The organism is Bacillus sp. hwrm1 (assembly GCF_040207805.1).
Classification (GTDB): Bacteria; Bacillota; Bacilli; order Bacillales; family Bacillaceae; genus Bacillus; species Bacillus velezensis.
The window spans coordinates 2,790,609-2,808,442 of the sequence record NZ_CP157943.1 but is presented as its reverse complement, the minus strand read 5'-3'; the positions used below and the strand labels follow the sequence as shown (position 1 = coordinate 2,808,442).

19 protein-coding genes and 1 pseudogene are annotated in these 17,834 nt (G+C 44.5%); 13 read left to right on the top strand and 7 right to left on the bottom strand.

What is annotated here, in order from left to right; all coding sequences use genetic code 11:
* Positions 1-118 precede the first annotated feature (118 nt).
* Positions 119-1,474, top strand: coding sequence for a magnesium transporter (mgtE, locus tag ABK447_RS13900; protein ID WP_012117400.1), 1,356 nt, complete (start codon positions 119-121; stop codon positions 1,472-1,474).
* A 35-nt stretch (positions 1,475-1,509) separates the two neighbouring features.
* Here mgtE and tnrA read toward each other — a convergent pair whose 3' ends face one another.
* Positions 1,510-1,842: a MerR family transcriptional regulator TnrA gene (tnrA, locus tag ABK447_RS13895; RefSeq protein ID WP_003154734.1), complete on the bottom strand. Its 333-nt coding sequence runs from the start codon at positions 1,840-1,842 to the stop codon at positions 1,510-1,512.
* A gap of 193 nt (positions 1,843-2,035) precedes the next feature.
* Between tnrA and ABK447_RS13890 the strand changes: the two genes are divergently transcribed.
* From ABK447_RS13890 to ABK447_RS13875, 4 genes are all read left to right on the top strand, one after another.
* Complete coding sequence (locus ABK447_RS13890; protein ID WP_003154733.1) at positions 2,036-2,191, top strand: hypothetical protein; 156 nt, start codon at positions 2,036-2,038, stop codon at positions 2,189-2,191.
* Between the two features lie 88 nt (positions 2,192-2,279).
* Positions 2,280-2,462: a Fur-regulated basic protein FbpA gene (locus ABK447_RS13885; RefSeq protein ID WP_003154731.1), complete on the top strand. Its 183-nt coding sequence runs from the start codon at positions 2,280-2,282 to the stop codon at positions 2,460-2,462.
* 142 nt (positions 2,463-2,604) lie between these two features.
* Positions 2,605-3,069: a MarR family winged helix-turn-helix transcriptional regulator gene (locus tag ABK447_RS13880; RefSeq protein WP_007610911.1), complete on the top strand. Its 465-nt coding sequence runs from the start codon at positions 2,605-2,607 to the stop codon at positions 3,067-3,069.
* A gap of 178 nt (positions 3,070-3,247) precedes the next feature.
* Positions 3,248-3,802 (top strand): hypothetical protein, encoded by a 555-nt coding sequence (locus ABK447_RS13875; RefSeq protein ID WP_007407215.1) that lies wholly within the window; start codon positions 3,248-3,250, stop codon positions 3,800-3,802.
* 9 nt (positions 3,803-3,811) lie between these two features.
* Here ABK447_RS13875 and ABK447_RS13870 read toward each other — a convergent pair whose 3' ends face one another.
* On the bottom strand, positions 3,812-5,647 hold the full coding sequence (locus ABK447_RS13870; RefSeq protein WP_039062973.1) for a DNA ligase D: 1,836 nt from the start codon (positions 5,645-5,647) through the stop codon (positions 3,812-3,814).
* A 2-nt stretch (positions 5,648-5,649) separates the two neighbouring features.
* Positions 5,650-6,531 carry a Ku protein gene (locus ABK447_RS13865; RefSeq protein WP_015239724.1) on the bottom strand — a complete coding sequence of 294 codons (882 nt, stop codon included), beginning with the start codon at positions 6,529-6,531 and terminating at the stop codon, positions 5,650-5,652.
* A 533-nt stretch (positions 6,532-7,064) separates the two neighbouring features.
* On the opposite strand from ABK447_RS13865, the gene ABK447_RS13860 reads away from it, so the two are divergent.
* The 4 genes and pseudogenes from ABK447_RS13860 (at position 7,065) to ABK447_RS13845 (ending at position 10,928) form a co-directional block, all read left to right on the top strand.
* Positions 7,065-7,700, top strand: a complete 636-nt coding sequence (locus ABK447_RS13860; protein WP_369878818.1) for a DedA family protein — start codon at positions 7,065-7,067, stop codon at positions 7,698-7,700.
* A gap of 130 nt (positions 7,701-7,830) precedes the next feature.
* Positions 7,831-8,728, top strand: a pseudogene (locus tag ABK447_RS13855) (TerC family protein).
* Positions 8,729-9,006: 278 nt separating this feature from the next.
* Positions 9,007-9,762 (top strand): RNA polymerase sigma factor SigI, encoded by a 756-nt coding sequence (sigI, locus tag ABK447_RS13850; protein WP_003154719.1) that lies wholly within the window; start codon positions 9,007-9,009, stop codon positions 9,760-9,762.
* Entirely contained in the window at positions 9,759-10,928 is a 1,170-nt protein-coding gene (locus tag ABK447_RS13845; protein ID WP_007407209.1) for an anti-sigma factor domain-containing protein, read from the top strand. Before sigI ends, ABK447_RS13845 begins: the two co-directional genes overlap by 4 nt.
* Before the next feature lie 6 nt (positions 10,929-10,934).
* Here the strand turns inward: ABK447_RS13845 and ABK447_RS13840 are convergent, their stop codons facing one another.
* Together ABK447_RS13840 and ABK447_RS13835 are read right to left on the bottom strand one after the other, a co-directional pair.
* Positions 10,935-11,129: an alpha/beta-type small acid-soluble spore protein gene (locus ABK447_RS13840; protein ID WP_003154717.1), complete on the bottom strand. Its 195-nt coding sequence runs from the start codon at positions 11,127-11,129 to the stop codon at positions 10,935-10,937.
* 135 nt (positions 11,130-11,264) lie between these two features.
* Positions 11,265-11,966, bottom strand: coding sequence for a DUF1836 domain-containing protein (locus ABK447_RS13835; protein ID WP_007407208.1), 702 nt, complete (start codon positions 11,964-11,966; stop codon positions 11,265-11,267).
* Between the two features lie 148 nt (positions 11,967-12,114).
* Here ABK447_RS13835 and htpX point away from each other — a divergent pair, with 148 nt between their 5' ends.
* Positions 12,115-13,008, top strand: a complete 894-nt coding sequence (gene htpX / locus ABK447_RS13830) for a protease HtpX (RefSeq protein ID WP_197200252.1) — start codon at positions 12,115-12,117, stop codon at positions 13,006-13,008.
* Positions 13,009-13,071: 63 nt separating this feature from the next.
* Here htpX and ABK447_RS13825 read toward each other — a convergent pair.
* Positions 13,072-14,222 (bottom strand): IS3 family transposase gene (locus tag ABK447_RS13825; RefSeq protein ID WP_160223007.1). Its coding sequence is split into 2 segments (ribosomal slippage): positions 13,072-13,949 and positions 13,949-14,222, totalling 1,152 coding nucleotides; the frame shifts between segments, so codons are not numbered across the junction.
* Positions 14,223-14,455: 233 nt separating this feature from the next.
* Here ABK447_RS13825 and ABK447_RS13820 point away from each other — a divergent pair.
* The 3 genes from ABK447_RS13820 (at position 14,456) to ABK447_RS13810 (ending at position 16,749) form a co-directional block, all read left to right on the top strand.
* Complete coding sequence (locus ABK447_RS13820; RefSeq protein WP_007408478.1) at positions 14,456-15,808, top strand: TrkH family potassium uptake protein; 1,353 nt, start codon at positions 14,456-14,458, stop codon at positions 15,806-15,808.
* A 94-nt stretch (positions 15,809-15,902) separates the two neighbouring features.
* Positions 15,903-16,577 (top strand): DUF421 domain-containing protein, encoded by a 675-nt coding sequence (locus ABK447_RS13815; RefSeq protein WP_042635144.1) that lies wholly within the window; start codon positions 15,903-15,905, stop codon positions 16,575-16,577.
* 1 nt (position 16,578) lies between these two features.
* Entirely contained in the window at positions 16,579-16,749 is a 171-nt protein-coding gene (locus tag ABK447_RS13810) for a hypothetical protein (RefSeq protein ID WP_007610936.1), read from the top strand.
* A 41-nt stretch (positions 16,750-16,790) separates the two neighbouring features.
* On the opposite strand, the gene ABK447_RS13805 is transcribed toward ABK447_RS13810, so the two are convergent.
* A complete protein-coding gene (locus tag ABK447_RS13805) occupies positions 16,791-17,813 on the bottom strand; it encodes an acyltransferase family protein (RefSeq protein WP_015239729.1) in 1,023 nt (340 codons plus the stop codon).
* Positions 17,814-17,834: the final 21 nt, after the last annotated feature.

The following is a 17,834-nucleotide window of genomic DNA, read 5'->3' as shown; positions in this document are numbered from 1 at the left end:
GTATGTCAGAAGAAGTACCCATATACAGCCAGATAACCAGTGACGACATGATGAGGAGACAAACCGCCGCACTTCCCTTGACGGACGGCGCGTCTCCGTAAAGGAGGTACGAGTCCCGATGGTCCAAAACATGACCTATGACGAACTCATATTACGCATTATCATTTTATTGCGGGACGGAAAAATAAAAGAATTCCGAAACATGATAGATGAGCTTCAGCCCTATGACATGGCATTTTTGTTTAAAGAAATGCCGGAAAAGCACCGGGCCCGCTATCTGTCATATATGACGGTTGATGACATCACCGACATGATCGGAGAGCTGGAGCGGGAATTTCAGCTTGCCGTTTTGCATAAAGTCGGTAAAACGAAAGCCACTCTCGCAATGAATAAAATGGATAACGACGATCTCGCCGCATTGCTGGAAGAGATGGATGAAGAACTGAAAGAACAGCTTTTATCCAGCATGGAGGCTGAGGAATCAAAGGCCGTACAGCTTTTGATGAACTATCCGCAAGAATCGGCGGGCCGGATGATGACGAACCGCTTCGTCTGGATTCCGCAGCATTATACAGTAAAAGATGCGGTCGTGAAGCTGAAAAGCTTTGCAGAAATCGCAGAATCAATAAATTATTTGTACGTGATTAATGACAGCAAGCAGCTTGTCGGAGTGCTCTCTTACAGAGATTTAATTCTCGGCGAGCCTGAGGATAAAGTGCAGGATCTCATGTTTACACGTGTCATCTCGGCCGGGGTGCTCCAAGACCAGGAAGAAGTCGCCAGGCTGATCCAGCGGTATGACTTTTTAGCCATTCCCATCGTGGAAGAAAATCATGTGCTTGTCGGTATTGTCACTGTCGATGATATTATTGACGTCGTGATTAAAGAAGCCGATGAAGATTACGAAAAATTCGCAGCCTCCGGTAAGGCGATTACATTTGATACGAAAGCGTACGTTGCGGCGTACCGCCGTTTGCCGTGGCTCATTCTGCTTTTGTTTATCGGATTGATTTCCGGAAGCATTCTGAATTATTTTGAAGATACATTGCAAAAAGTAGTCGCCCTCGCGTTTTTCATGCCGATGATCGCGGGAACGACGGGTAATACAGGCACACAGTCACTCGCCGTCGTCATCAGAGGACTGGCTAAAGAAGAAATGAATAAAAAAACCATCTTTAAACTGATTTTCCGTGAATTAAGAACCGGTATCTATATCGGCATCGTCTGTGCGATCGCGATTACGATTGTCGCAACCGTCTGGCAGAAAGACTTAACGCTCGGTTTTGTCGTCGGTTCATCGCTGCTTGCAACGTTGATTATCGGTACGATGGCCGGAACGATCGTCCCTATTATTCTTCATAAACTGAACATTGACCCGGCGATTGCATCAGGACCGCTGATTACGACGCTGAACGATATTTTGTCCTTATTAATTTATTTCGGCATTGCAACTGCATTTCTTCATGCTTTATAAAAAAAGTCCGTCTCACAGGAGGCGGACTTTTTTGATCAGCGGTTTTTATACTTAAAATGAGCATTAAGCTGTCCTTCCAGCATTTTTTTGCGGAGCTGCGGGTCGTTTTTGAGAGCCTGTTCTTTTTTTCGCATGTCTTTTAAAATTTCAGCCGTCTGCACGCCGTCTTCCCGCTTGTTGGCAATATCCATCAGCCGCTCAACGTCCGCGAAGGAATACTTTCTCGTTCCCCGTGATGAACGCTGCGGATAGATTAATTTCCGTTCTTCATAGTATCTGATCTGTCTGACTGACAATCCGGTTAATTCGCTTACAATGCCGATCGAGATTACTTTTTTATCTTTGTAAGATTGTTCGTCTGTCGTCATTTTTCCACCCCTGGATGTCTTTTACTCATATTATATAAGAAAAAAAGAGAAAAAACCTGACGCTTGTCAGGTTTTCTGACGCGGAATAGAAAATTTTAGAAAAAAAGCGGCAGAAAAATTGACAAGGTTAATGCATGGTTCTGTGCCCCGTTTTATGCTTACTGTACAGACACAATGAGGAGGAAGGATAGGAATGGAGAAAGAAAAAGCGGTTTCGCTGGCAAAAGAAATCATTGAATTAGATATGAAACGCGATGAAATGCTGGAGGCGTTCATGCAGCTTGCCGGGGAACACGCTTTTCCGCTGCTCAGAGCCGTCCAGAACGGACTTTACCGAAAAACATCATAATCTACAGAAGTTTTACAATGGCTTTATACGTCTTTGATATAAAAGCGTTATTCTGATCATAGAATAACGGAAAACAAAGGAGGCCGCTATGAGTCGTTTGCTTCAAAATGCATTGGACAAAGAGAGAAACCATTATTCCAAAAAGCTTCTGCAGATCGGAGTCTATACGAAAGAAATACTCAATTCCATGACAATTACGGAGCTGAGAAAGGAATACGCGTATTTTTTTCGGAACATTCCCTATAAAGAACGGAACCCTTATACAAATTAAATGATGTATAAGGGTATTTTTTTATATAAAAAAGAAGGAATTCTGAAAAACGGCACGAATAGAATATAAAACAAAGAACGACTCTTATGAATTGTAAGGGTTTACATTATTTTTTTATAAAAATCTTAAATACGGGGTAGATATGATGAGATTATCATTTAACGAAGAAGAAGTGATGCGTTCGATGAATTTGTACAAAGTTTTTGCAAGGGCTTTCAAGAGTGTGTCTGAACACAGCATCCGCGACAGTAAAGAACACGGTTTTAATCCGACTGAATTTGCCGTTTTGGAGCTGCTCTATACGAGAGGACCGCAAAAGCTTCAGCAAATCGGGTCGCGTCTTTTGCTTGTCAGCGGGAATGTCACCTATGTCATCGACAAGCTTGAAAGAAACGGGTTTTTGGTCAGAGAACAAGACCCTAAGGACAAACGGTCTGTTTACGCCCATTTAACTGATAAAGGAAACGAGTATTTGGATAAAATTTATCCGATTCATTCATTGAGAATTGCGAGAGCGTTTTCAGGACTTATGCCTGAGGAACAGGAACAGCTGATAGCCTTACTGAAAAAAGCGGGAATTCACAGCCAGCATTTGCTTTTCCGTTAAAAGAAAGCGGATACAAACACTCTTCTTCACGAAGAGTGTTTTTTTCTGTTCCGGACAGTAGAGCCTGAAGCGGTTTTTGCATAAGCTGATACAGGTCGGCATCATTATTTACCAATCATAATGTGACATGCCCCATGCCAAAATATGAGGGTGCTTTGAATATAAAGAAGGTGAACATGTGAGAAGCTGTCTGCTGTCTATATGGTACTTACTTGATCCGCTTTATTTCTTCTTTACCCGGCTGACGCTGATTGATAAACGGCAATCGAATGTATTCCGCGTCCGTTTGACTAGATATAAAGGAAAAGAAGTCATCCTGAGCGACGGAACCAGAATTAAAAAAAACGACGTGTTAGTTAAGATTCATCTTCATAATGTCAAACTCCTGAAAGAGCTGCAGCCTATTGAAAGCGCGGTCAGAAGGGGGATTATGCTATATCAGAAGGTATATCAATCCATGCCTCATTTAGCGGATTATATTAACCAGCATAAACGGAAAGACGAGATTAAGGGAGTCGTCGGCATTACAATGCTTCATAAAGGAGCTGCGAGACTCGGTTTTGATGTGATAAAACCGTCCAGCGGCTGCTACAGGCTGTTTAAGAAAGCGGCCCATATTCCGATTTTATACTTTACTGCAAAACAGCTCACCCTCAAAAACATTCCTTACTCCTGCTATTTATTTATTTCCAAAGAAAAATTGATGTGCACGTATCAGACTGAAAAGAGCTGACAAAAAGCGTCAGCTCTTTCTCTTGATTTGCTCAAGCACGATTGAAAGCGGGCCGTCCTGCGGATTCCGGTAAAAATCATAAAACGGATCTCCCTCTGTCCTGACGCGGTTCACTACTGTATCGATCGTATAATCATCAGGTGTTAAAGAGGAGTTGACTTCACTCCAATAAAGGGGAGCCGCAACCGTTCCCAATTCGTTGCCCCGGGTCGAATAGGGGGCGATAATGGTTTTCCCTTCGGCATGCTGCAAGTAATCTAGGTAGAGCCTGCCGTTTCGGTTTTTGATAAACCGCTCTGTCGTAAAAAGATCCGGCCGCGTCCTGACGCAATAATCGGCGATGAGCATTGTGAACGCACGGGTTTCTTCATAGGTGAATGCTTCCGGTGAAAGCGGGATGTAGAGCTGAATGCCTTTATTTCCGGAGAGCTTCGGGAATGACGTAATGCTGAATGAGTCAAACAGCTGTTTCAGCACATGCGCAGCCTCCACTGCCATAGGAAAATCATTCCTTGACGGAGGATCAAGATCAATGACGATTTCTGCGGGCCTTTCAGAATGCACTGTCTGAAACGGAACGTGAAATTCAAGCGCCAGCTGATTGGCCAGCCATAGAAGTGACGGTATGCTGCTGCATACGATGTGCTCGTGGCTCCCGTCAAACACGCTTGAGACAAAGTCCGGCGTGTAGTCCGGTTTGTTTTTTTGAAAAAAAGATTCGCCAGGCGCGCCGTGCGGATAACGGATCACCGTGACGGCCCGATCTTTAAGAAAGGGCATAAGAAAATCGCTCATTTTCACCATATAACTAAGGAAATCTGCTTTCGTTTTTTCACGTTTTTTAAAAACAATCTTATCCAGGCTTGTGAACTGCAGCTTCGGCGGCAGCGTTTTAGAGTGAAGGATAAGCTGCTGATACGTGCATTCCGTCCAATCCATTTCAAACTGAAAAGACACAAAAGATACTTCACGCAGCGTGTCCTGCAATATGGTTAAATACTGCACGGTCATGCAGATAGAAGGCTCAAGTGTATACTCGCCGCTTTTTTGTTTTTTTCCGTGGGTCTCCATAATGGTTCTGACGGCGTTTTTTTCTTCCGCCTGCATGCCGTGGGAAACGGAAGCGATCGGGACGGCGGTGCCGTCTTTTAAAACAGAGGCCGTTACATACCCGTTCTTCGGATTAAACCCGGTTAATAGCACATGTGCCGTTTTCATATGTTTATACTTTTGCCAGTCGGGGGAGCGTTTATTTTCCGCCCAGCCGCTGGAAGCCCTTTTTGCTACGATACCTTCTCCGTCATGGCGGACGACCTTGTCCCAAAGCGCATCAAAGTCAGTGTGTTCCGGAATGTATTGAATCGCTTCTTCCGCTAAGTGATGAGGGCAGGCTGGAAGATTTGCTTCTTTAAGCAGTTTGGAAAGGGCGCGTTTCCGTTTCACATACGGTAATGAAACGGTGCCCGCGCCTTCCAGAACGAGGAGATCAAATGCCAGAAAGCGGCACGGCCGTCTATCAGCGGTGCTTTCAATTGCTTCCGTCCGTTTTAAACGTCCGCGGATTTGAAGATGCTCAAAGTCCGCTCTGTACGGATTGATTAAATAGACAAGCTCTCCGTCAAGCGTAATGGGGAACCTGTCTTTCATGTGCTGAAAACACCGAGCCGCAAAAGCTGTGATTTCCGGAAATTGATTCGTCAGCGTCTGTCCGTTTCTGCTGGTTAATGTAACGCCGCTTTCGTCTATGCGGAGAAGACAGCGGAACCCGTCATACTTTACCTCATAGCGCCACTCACTGCCTTCAGGCGGTACAGAGGTCAAAATCGGCTGCATCGTCAGCACCATGATTAAGACGTTCCGGCTTTTTGTCTGGTCGTCTTCTGCTTTTTGCCTCCGCCGCCTGCTGACGCGGCGTCTTTTGGCCGCGCCGGTGCAGCCTGTTCGCGATCCGGCCGCTTCGTCCGGTCAATGCTTGCCTGAAGCGCGCTGACAAGATCGATGACATCTTCGCGCGGGCCGGCAGCAGCCGGTGTCACGCCCGCTTCTTCATGTTCGAGCTTATCGTTAATTTTAGCGAGAAGGGCTTTCCGGTATGTGTCTTCGTATTGTTCCGGGTCAAACTCGGTTGTCAGCTCATTAATTAACGTAATCGCCGTCTGCAGCTCTTTTTCATTAACGGCTGTCTGCTCGGGAACGCCCGGCACATGTCCGGCATTTCTGACTTCATCCGGATAATGAATGGATTCCATCACGATGCAGTTGTCATACACGCGAAGAATCGCAAGCTGCTGTTTAGAGCGGATCGTAATGGAGGCAATCCCGATTTTACCCGTCGTCCTCAGCGCTTCTCGCAGAAGTGTATAGGCTTTTGTGCCGTTATCTCCCGGCCCGACATAATATGACCGGTTAAAATAAATCGGATCAATTTCCTGCAGCTGGACAAAGTCAACAATCTCAACCGCTTTTTCTTCATGTTCCTGTTTTACGTCTTTCAAGTCTTCGTCTGTCATAATGACGTATTTCCCTTTTACATACTCATAGCCTTTCACGATTTCATCAGGTTCCAGACTTTTTTCACATCCGGTGCAGATTTTCTCGTATTTAATCGGCGCATGGTCTTCTTTATGAAGACTGCGGAATTTTATATCTTTATCTTCAGTGGCCGCAAAGAGCTTGACCGGGATATTGACGAGGCCGAAACTGATCGAACCCTTCCACATCGTGTGCATGAATAAAAACTCCTTTTTGTCTTTATTGTGGATAAACGGGTCCGTTCCATGTGTAGCAACTTATGGGTGTTGCGGCGCTTCATGGAGCGGCTGTTCCATTTCCTCAGGCGGAAATGGTCGGCTGAAAAGGAAATGAATTCTTTATTTACAATCAGTGAATCGGTAAGTTCTTTAAAGCGCTGAAGTCCCTGAAAATCATCAGCGGTAATCAAAAAGATTATACAAAATCATTCCCCGGGAAATGCCCACGCATTCCCATGTGGTGACTGAGAAAATTTCCCGCTCCCATATGAACTGAATCCGCGGTCAGCCGCCGCTTACTTTTCGGGAGATCTTAAGTGATGTAAACGCCGCCAGACAAGCAATCAGGAGACAGGCGGGACGTTGTATTGCGCATGTCATTCCCTCCCGCTATACCGATCTGAAACGACTCACATTTATAAAGGGCATGTCTAAAAGATATTTCAGCCTCAAGGTTTTGTGTTAAAATCATTCTTAAGTTTCGGAATATAGACGTAAGCCGGGAGTGATAGATCATCGAAGATTTCATCATATCAATAATAGAGGCGTTTAAAAGCTTATCTTATGCCGGAATTTTTTTGGCGCTCAGTATAGAATTCATCCCGGCGGAAATTGTTCTTCCGCTTGCGGGCTATTGGGTCTCAAAAGGGGATATGACACTTGCCGGGACCGTGTTTGCCGGTTCGCTCGGCGGTGTTTCAGGTCCGCTTGTCTTATATGGAATCGGCAGGCTGGGCGGTCGGCCGTTTTTGCTGAAATATGGAAAGTATATATGGATAAAACCCGAATCCCTGCAGAAATCAGATGATTTCTTTCAGAAGCACGGAGGTTTGGTCGCGTTCAGCGGCCGTTTTATACCGGGGGTCAGGACGCTGATTTCTTTGCCGTGCGGCATAGCGAAGATGAATGTCTGGGTGTTCTCTCTATATACATATGCAGCGATGCTGCCGATTACATTTGCTTACGTATACCTCGGAATGAAACTCGGGGAAAATTGGAAAAGCGTCGGTTCCATTCTCGATCAATATATGCTGCCGCTCGGTATATTCATTGTGTTGCTTCTCATTCTTTGGATGTTTTTAAAGAGAAGAAAACAGCGGGCCAAAACAGAAAAAATTTCTCAATTTGTTAAAAAAGTTAAGCGTTGACAAATGATGAAACAGGCTTTATCATGAGCGTATAAACAAATATTTCTTGAAATCCCAAAGGGGAGTAGCGTCCGGATATTCCGGAAACAAAGTCGTCAATTCATGGATCATATCCATCGGCTTTGTTGGCATGCCAATCATTCATGTCTAGCAAGACCTTTGCCTTATATCGGCAAAGGTCTTTTTTGCGTAAAAAACCGCCGGTATAAGCTCGGATGATAGAAAAAAGAAACGGAGGGAATGGATTGGACTTTGCATTATTATTGGAGTATGGATGGGTTCTTCTCGTTTTAATCGGGCTGGAAGGGATTTTGGCGGCGGATAACGCGCTGGTGATGGCTGTGATGGTGAAGCATCTTCCTGAAAAACAAAGGAAGAAGGCTTTATTTTACGGATTGGCGGGCGCATTTATTTTGCGTTTCGGGTCGCTGTTCGCCATTTCTTTTCTGGTGAATGTTTGGCAGGTCCAGGCCGTCGGCGCTTTATATCTGTTTTACATTGCGGTCAGCCATTTGCTGAAGCGGTATGTATTTAAAGATAACGCCGGTCAGAAAACGCAGAAAGAAAGCGGGTTTTGGCAGACTGTCTTGAAAGTGGAGCTCGCGGACATCGCTTTTGCCGTTGATTCCATTTTAGCGGCGGTCGCGCTTGCCGTAACGCTCCCGGGAACTCAGCTTCCTGCCATCGGCGGCTTGGACGGCGGTCAGTTTCTCGTTATTTTAGCCGGCGGCGTAATCGGTTTAATCATTATGCGTTTTGCGGCATCAATGTTCGTATCCTTACTGAAAACCAGGCCGGGCCTTGAAACGGCGGCATTTGTGATTGTCGGATGGGTAGGCGTGAAGCTCGCTCTTTATACATTGGCCCATGAGGAACTCGGTATAATTCCGGCAGATATCATCCATTCGGCGGCCTGGAAAATCATTTTCTGGGCGGTTCTGGCTGCCATTGCGGTTTGCGGATGGTTTATGTCAGGAGCAAAACAAATAGAGTCTGGCGCGGAATCGGAAAAAAGAGAACACGCGTAAAATGATCAAAAAGGGAGTCTGGCTTTTTTTAAAAAGCAGGTTCCCTTTTTTGTTTGAAACGCTTACATTTAAGACATATGATAACAATTTTATAACAGCATTGTTACAAAAAACACAGAGAAAACCCCCTTAATTCTGCATGGGGGCACGAAATCATGTATAGTACGTCTTATTGGCTTGTCATAATTGAGACAAATGAAATCGATTTCTCTTTTTCTTCCTTTGCGAATCCCTACTAAATTAGCTATGATTATGAGTAGTTATAGGGAGGAACTGAGGTGAAACCAGTGCTTAGCCTTTTGTTTAAATTGGGAAAAAAGAAGCAAACGCTTGAAACATCTGTTGAAAAAATACAAAAAGGCGACAAAGATCTGCAGAACGATTTAATACAACAATATAAGCCTTTTATCGCGAAGACGGTTTCATCCGTTTGTAAACGATATATAGATGAAAAAGACGACGAATTCAGCATCGGGCTGATCGCGTTTAACGAAGCCATTGAAAAATATTCGGCTGAAAAAGGTAATTCGCTGCTTGCATTTGCAGAGCTGATTATAAAAAGAAAAGTGATAGATTATATCAGAAAAGAAGCAAGAACCGCTCAGCATATCAATATGGATGTGCAGGAAGGCGACGACCAGGAATCTTCGCAGAGCCTTATCGAAGCGGAGCTTTCCATTGATGAATACCGCAAACAGATAGAACAGGAACAGCGCCGGGAAGAAATTCTTTTTTTTCAGAAGCAGCTGAAAGAATACGGCCTGTCTTTTAAAGAGCTGCTGGAACAATCGCCGAAGCATACAGATGCGAGGCAGAATGCGATTAAGGTAGCCTACACGCTTGTTGAAAATGAAGAGCTGGCGTCCATTTTGCACCAGAAAAAACAGCTTCCTGTCAAGCAGCTGGAGCAGCTCGTGTCGGTCAGCAGAAAAACGATCGAACGGAACCGAAAATATATCATCGCCATGAGTATTATTATTACCGGTGATTATATTTATTTAAAAGATTATCTTAAAGGGGTGTTGCACTCATGAGAAGAGGGATCATAGTAGAGAAAAATAAAAAATTCGTCACGTTGCTAACCCCTGACGGACAATTTTTAAAAACAAAAAATGATCACCGCACTTGTGAAATCGGAGAGGAAATTACGTTCGAAGGCGAAACGCGTATGGGAAGAAGGGCCAGCTTTTTTGATTTTCTGAAACTGCGCCCTTTTAAATTGGGAGTGTTTACGATGACTGCTATTATTTTGTTTATTTTAATTTTGCTCCCGGTTTTTTCTGATAACAAAGCTTACGCGTATATGACGCTTGACATTAATCCCAGCATTGAAATGGCTTTAAACAGCAAATATGAAGTCATTGAACTGACACCGCTGAACCATGACGCCAAACAGGTCATCAGTGACATCGGAGATTGGAAAAGCAGCGATTTTAAGGAAGTCATCAGTAATATTATTACCGATTGCAGCAAGCATGGATATGTAAAGGAATCAAAAGAGATTTTAATTTCCACGGTTTATGAAAATACAGATGACAATACATATAAAAAAGGCGTTAAAAAACAGCTGGCCGACATGACTGAAAAATATAAGGGCACCTACCAGGTCCAATCGCTTGAATCTGATATGGAAACAAGAGAAAAAGCAAAACAGGAAGGGATGTCAACAGGCAGCTACATAAGAAGAAACGAAAAGAAAACAGAAGAAAAACAGCCTGAAAAGCAAACCGACGGCAATGAAACAGATCAAAAAGATACCGAAACAGACGCTGATCAAAGCGAGCAGCCGGACACAGAAAAGCCGGCGGCTGATGAAAAGACAGCTCCTGATGAAGAAAAGGCAGCAGAGAAGCCGGGAAACAATGAAACAACGCCCGGTACGGAAGAAGCGAAGCCGGACAGTCAGGACGGCAATCAGCAAACCGAAAAAAATGCAGCTTCCGGATCAGAGGAAAACACACAGAAGGAACAAGATGGGGAAACAGAGCAGCCCCCAACACAAAATCCTCAGGAAAACGGAAATGACAAAGAGCCTAAGCAAAAGTATTACAATCATTACTGGAATCATGATCGCAATGAACATTGGGAATCCTATCGGCATCATGAAGATTCGTCAGACCGAAGGAATCCGAACGGCTACCGGCACGGAAAGGAGAATGCCGATAAATATCAAAATTCGCCGAGAAGTCCCGGCGAATAAGCTGCATTATTGATTTTTCCCGTTTAATTGTGATTGAGCCTGCTGTACAAGACGTTTTGTCATTTCCCCGCCTACAGAGCCGTTTGCGCGTGCTGCTGTATCAGAGCTAAGGTTCACGCCGAATTCTTGAGCCACTTCGTATTTAAATTGGTCAAGTGCCTGCTCAGCCCCTGGAACTAAGAGTTTATTTCTGCTCGCCATCTTTTTCATCTCCTTTTCTCTGGCAAGATGTGTTTTCGCGTTTTAGTTTCAAACGGAACGGTATTGATTATGCTGGCAATTGTTGTACAGCAAAAAAACCCCGGCGCAGACACCGGGGCGAAGAAGCGTTATGAATTATAATAAATGGCTGGTCATTTTGTAGGCTGAGGCTTGAATATGGAAAGTCAAAACGGAGAGCACCGTGACGGCGATTATGGATCTGATATTGTTCCATTGTCCGCTTCCGAGTTCTTTAAAGCAGCCTTTGAGCTTGTCCGTCTGCTCTTCGACGAGCTCCTGCAGGCTCGTTTCCTTCATCGGCGGGTTTGCCTTATGATGAAGATAATCAATCACTTGGGCGCAGCTTTCATAGTAGCTGATCGGGCTGATGACGTCGTCTGATCTGTCTGTGATCGTGTTAAAAGCGATTTTTAATATGCCGCGTATATGTTCGAAGTCATAAATTGATTTTAAATCACGTACAATGAGAAGGATGACAGCTTGTTCAATTGTATATTTTTTGCCGAGTAAGGGGTGGCCGATTAAATCTTTAATATCGCGCTTCACCCAGTTTTGGACGGCGGTTGATTTTAAAGACGTCAGCTCGCACAGATTTCCCAGCTCGACAATCTCGTTAGTTGAAAGCCCGTATTCCTTTTTCTCTTTTTTTCGTTCGAATCTCGTCAGAAATTCAGGGATATGCAGACGGCTTTCCGCCTCATCCAAGGTCATATCCGCTGACTGCAATAAGATTTGGAGAGGGGTTGCGTCTCCTTGGCCTTTTAGCGCGTAAAGAAGCCGGACCATATCAGTTCGGGTCAGTTTAAACGTGTTCATGGTTCACCTCTGATTGATTACGTGTTCACTTTTTAATATCACTGAGAATTACATTAACATCATACGTCGAAATTGTTGCATTTTCAAACAGATCATTTATAATTTAAGTAAATAAGTTCTTTTGATCTTAAAAAAGACGGAGGTAATTATGGCGAAAAGAATATTTCTGTTTATTTTAACGAACCTTTTGGTCATTACGACAATCGGAATTGTGCTTACGATTATTACAAGCGTTACCGGTGTCGGCTCGTATATACAAAATGGCCGCATTGATCTGATGGCATTGCTCGTGTTCAGTCTTGTCGTCGGTTTTGTCGGTTCTTTTATTTCTCTCGGAATGTCCAGATGGATGGCCAAAACGATGATGGGCGTCCGGGTGTTAAATCCGAAGAAACAGTCGCTCAGCTATGAAGAACAGCAATTGGTTGACCGTGTGCACAGATTGGCCCGTGCCGCAGGGATGACGAAAATGCCTGAAGTCGGCATTTATCATTCCCCGGAGGTCAATGCTTTTGCGACCGGACCTTCTAAGCGCCGTTCGCTTGTCGCGGTTTCTTCAGGTTTATTGCAGCAGATGGATGATGCTGCGGTGGAAGGGGTTCTTGCCCATGAAGTCGCACACATCACAAACGGTGATATGGTCACGATGACGCTGCTGCAGGGAATCGTCAATACGTTCGTCGTATTCCTTTCCCGAATCGCGGCTTGGGTTGCAAGCCGCTTTGTCAAAGAAGACCTCGCGCCGGTCGTTCATTTTATCGCGATGATCGTGTTTCAGATTATCTTTTCCATTCTCGGCAGTCTTGTCGTCTTCGCCTACTCGCGCCACAGAGAGTTTCACGCTGACCGCGGCGGTGCAGACCTTGCCGGCAAGGATAAAATGATTTACGCCCTGCGTACGCTGAAGTCTTATACAGGACATGTGAATGAAGAGGACCAGACGGCGGTGCAGACGTTAAAAATTAACGGCAAAAAGCATTCGTCACTGTTCTCCACACACCCTGATCTCGATGAGCGCATCCGCAGGCTGGAAGCAAAATAATCAACAAAACCTCTGACAATCGTGGGACTGACCCCCGTTTTTGAGACAGGGATCAAAACACCTTTAAGCAGCCAGCTGTCGGTATGTTACCGGCGGCTGGTTGTTTAGTTTCGTTTGAATACGAATGTTGTTATAATAGTGTATATAGGTTTCGACAGTTTGTTCTACGATGGTCGTCGTAGTGCTTTCCAACCTGTCGAGGTAGAACGTTTCAGACTTTAGTGAGGAATGAAACGATTCGATGGAGGCATTATCAGCGGGCGTCCCTTTGCGGGACATGCTCATGGTAATGCCTTTTGTTTTAACAGCTTTCTGATACTCATAAGATGTATAAACAGAACCTTGGTCACTATGTAACACACAGTTCTCTGGCAGTGCGGGCAGCTGATCAAGTGTGTGTAAGACAAAGTCTGTGTCCTGTCTATCGCCAATCGTAAAAGCAATCACTTCTCCATTGTATAAATCCAATATACTGGAAAGATACAATTGTTTCTGCCCATAAGGCAAATATGTGATATCCGTTACTAGCTTTTCCAGAGGGCGATCAGACTGAAAGTTCCGATCCAATATATTCTCGGCCACGGCATATGGCTGCCCATCCTTCTTGCGCTTTTTCACCTTAACCCGACACTGCCATTGATTCTTCTGCATAATACGTTGAACCGTTTTATGGTTAATACACATTCTCTTTTTTAGTATGGCTGTGATTTTTCGATATCCATATCGATACTTGTGCTCTCGGCACAACGTGCCGATTTGTTTTTCCAAATGGCGCTTGGGATGATCCTTCATCAGATTATTCTTCCAACGATAATAAGACGCTCGAGAGATACCTAAATGAATACAGATATCCTTTATGGTCATTGTGCTGCGCAATGCTTCTACAAGCTCGACTGGCGTTTCGCTATCAGCTTCCTTTCCAATTCGTTGTACTTTTTTAACACTTCATTCTGTTGTCTCAGATAACGATTTTCTGCCTGCAGTTTCTCTAATTCGGAAGAATACTCTGGACCTTTTCCATAAGAATATTGCTTTCCGACAGGTTGTTCGAATCGATGTGTGTCCCCAGCTTTATACCACCTGACCCATGTCTGCACCTGCGTCTTATTCTTTATATTCAATTCCTGCATGATCTCCTTCACAGGCACGCCCGCCAATCTCATTTCTACAGCCTTCTGTTTGACTTCAACCGGATAACTCACTCTTGCCCTCATAGAAAAACACCTCCAAGTCTAATTTCGGATAACAACGATCCGTTTTCAAACTTGAAGGTGTTTTTTGTTTGTCTCATATTATGGGGTCAGTCCCTCGTTTCAGAGGTTTTTTGTTTAAAGATCGGCAAATTACATAAGGTAATGAAAAATCTTTCTAAAAAGACCTTTAAAAATTCTCCCAATATCATTAGAATAATTACGTACTACATTTGAGAGGCAGAAGGAACTATCTTATGAAATTAAAACTGAAGAAATTCATACAGATCTTGTCGCCTGCACAGCTGATTGCATTATATTATTTTCTCGCTGTGACGGTGGCATTTATTTTGCTAAGTCTGCCGGCCGCCCACAAACAAGGGGCCAGCTGGTCGTTTATAGACGCGCTGTTTACGGCTGTAAGCTCAGTCAGTGTCACCGGTTTAACGGTCGTCAACACGGCTGATACATTCAGCACGGCCGGGATTGTCATTTTGGCTTTCGTGCTTCAATTCGGCGGAATCGGCATCATGACGCTCGGAACATTCGTCTGGCTCATTATGGGCAAACGGATCGGTCTGCGGGAACGGAAGCTCATCATGGTGGATCAGAATCAATCGCAGTTTTCCGGTATCGTCAACCTGATGAAGCAAGTGCTGTTTTTGATTTTATTAATCGAGTTTTTAGGCGGCATCATCTTAGGAACATATTTTTTAACGTATTATGATTCGTTTGAACAGGCGTACTTGCACGGATTCTTTGCGAGCGTCAGTGCCACGACAAACGGCGGTTTTGATATTACGGGAAATTCACTCGTCCCGTTCAGACATGACTATTTCGTGCAGTTTATTACGATGCTTCTGATTATTTTCGGTGCGATCGGTTTTCCAGTGCTCGTAGAAGTAAAGGACTTTTTGTTTTCAAAACAGCGCAGATACTCATTCACGCTGTTTACGAAAATTACGACCGTTACGTTCGGAATGCTCGTTTTGTTCGGAGCCGTGGGCATTTATGCGCTTGAAGCAAGCCATGTCATGAAGGGGAAAAGCTGGCATGATGTTTTATTTTTATGTCTCTTTCAATCAACCGCTACGCGAAGCGGCGGGCTTGCGACAATTGATATCAGCCAGCTGTCGGCGCCGACATTATTTTTCATCTGCGCCCTCATGTTCATCGGCGCATCACCGAGCTCGGTCGGCGGCGGAATCCGTACGACGACGTTTGCGCTTAACCTTCTTGCCCTGTTTCATTTTGCCCGGGGAAATAAAGCGGTCAAGGTCTTTAAACGCGAGCTTCACCAGGCTGATGTCATGAAGTCGCTGGTCGTTACGATGATGGCGATTCTGCTCGTGTTCGGATCGACGCTGATTCTGGCCGTGACCGAGAAAAATCAGACGCTCCTCGGACTGCTTTTTGAAGTGTGTTCCGCATTCGGAACGACCGGCCTGTCGCTTGGGATTACTCCGCATTTAAGCGACATCGGAAAATGCGTCATCATGATTGTCATGTTTATCGGCCGGATCGGCATTTTGACGTTCCTTTATCTGATCGGCCGAAAAGAAATCGAAGCAAATTATCACTATCCGAAGGAAAGAATGATTATCGGCTGACACCGCTTTTCAGAAAGCGGTGTTTTTTATTGCCGTAAAATGGATGAGTGGAAACAGTTTCTTTGGAGATTCTACTTGTAAAGAGGTGACGTCATTGTTTACCGTATTTTGGAAGTCGGTAGTTATGATAGCGGTCGGTACCTTTTTATTGCGGATTGCCGGACGGAAATCAATCAGCCAGCTGTCGGTGACCCAGACAGTCATCATGATTTCGATCGGCTCGATTATTATTCAGCCGTTTATTGAACATAATTTATGGGAAACTATTTTCGCGGCGGCGATTTTTATTGCGGTATTAATCCTGATGGAATATTTAGAAATCAAATCAAGCTTTTTTGAGTTTTTATTTTCAGGAAAAACCGTCGCCGTTGTCAGAAACGGAAAAATCATCCCGGAAAACTTAAAAAAAATGCGTTTTACCGAAGCTCAGCTGTCAATGAGGATCAGGCAGGAAGGCCTCGGAGACATTCAAGATTTTAAATATGTGCTGCTTGAGCCGAACGGACAGATCGGCTATGAACTCATTGATGAGGCCAAAAACGTGACAGTGCGCGACTTGAAAAAAATGCTTGATGAATTCAAAACAGATTTGCTGACAGAAGGAGGAAATCAAATGAAACGCAAAGCAGCAAAGAATGAAGCTTTGACCAACAACAACACACCGACTGAGAGCATGGACAAAGATGCATACAAAACACAATATGACGGTGATCCCGGACTGAGAGGCGCAAACCGCAAATCAAAACACGGCAAACAAGGAGGCGAGTAACATGACGAAAAAAAACCGCCACAGCAAAGACATGCAAAACCATAAAAAGCCGATGGACCCTAAATTGCTTGAAGAAGAGTTTGCAAGCGAGCTCGGTGATTATAACGCCGGAAAATGGATTGAAACGCTTGAACAGACGAAGCCAAAGAAAAAAGAAGACGGCAAACAATAAAAAATACCTCTTAGGCGATAACGCTTAAGAGGTATTTTGCATTATTTCGAATAAGCACCGTTTCTTGTTCCTTTCACCGCTTCAAGCCAGCCGGTGATCCGCAGCTCAATAAACGGCTGTGCGGCCGTTTTCACCGCATTGCTGGAGAGAATGGACGTAAGAGCGGCCGTTAAAATTAAGAGCATGACTAAATTCTGATAATCAGACAAGTGATCTTCAAGCCCGATCTGCCGCAGCGTTTTTATAATGAATCCATGCAGCAGATACACGTAAAACGTTCTCGTACCCCATTTCGTAAAGAAATAACGCCTTTGCGGAACGAGCGCCAAAAAGCTGAAAGTAGCGGCAAAGGCCAAAACATACCAGCCGATGCGCGACAGACCGCTCAACAGCGACACTGTGCCGAATGTAGAATAAGGCTCCGATCCGAACAGCCACGAGTAATCAAAATCAATACACCAGCATAAGAGGAAAACAATCCCCAGTACGCCCGCGGCAATCTGCCTGCCTCTTTTAGCCCGAAGCAAATCAAAGTGCTGTTTCTTTAAATAAAACCCGACGAGAAACATCGGAAGAAAAACAAACGTCCGTGAAAGACTCAGCGTGCTGCTGATAAAATCAAGATACCCGATCATGACGGCAAGCCCGCAGCTCGCCCCAAGCGCCCACATTTTCGGCAGCTTCGTAAAGGGGTAAAGCAGCAGATTCCAAAAGAATAAGCTGACTAAAAACCAGAGAGACCACTGCGGATCAATCGGATTGACGCTTGCCATGCTTTCATCCTGAATCAAATAGTAAAAAACTGAGTAAATGCCCTGAAAAATCAAGTACGGAATAATCAGCTTCACAGCCAGCTTCTTCACATAACCTTTCCGCTTAAAGTTTTTTGCGAAATAGCCGGAAACCAGGATAAAGGCCGGCATATGAAAAGTATAAATGAATTTGTAGAGATGGAGCATAAACTCATTTCCGTTAATAAATGACCGGAGGATATGGCCGAACACCACCAGAAAAATCAAGATAAACTTGGCGTTGTCAAAGTAACTGTCTCGCGATTTTGTCATAGCATCACCTTCTCTTCAAAA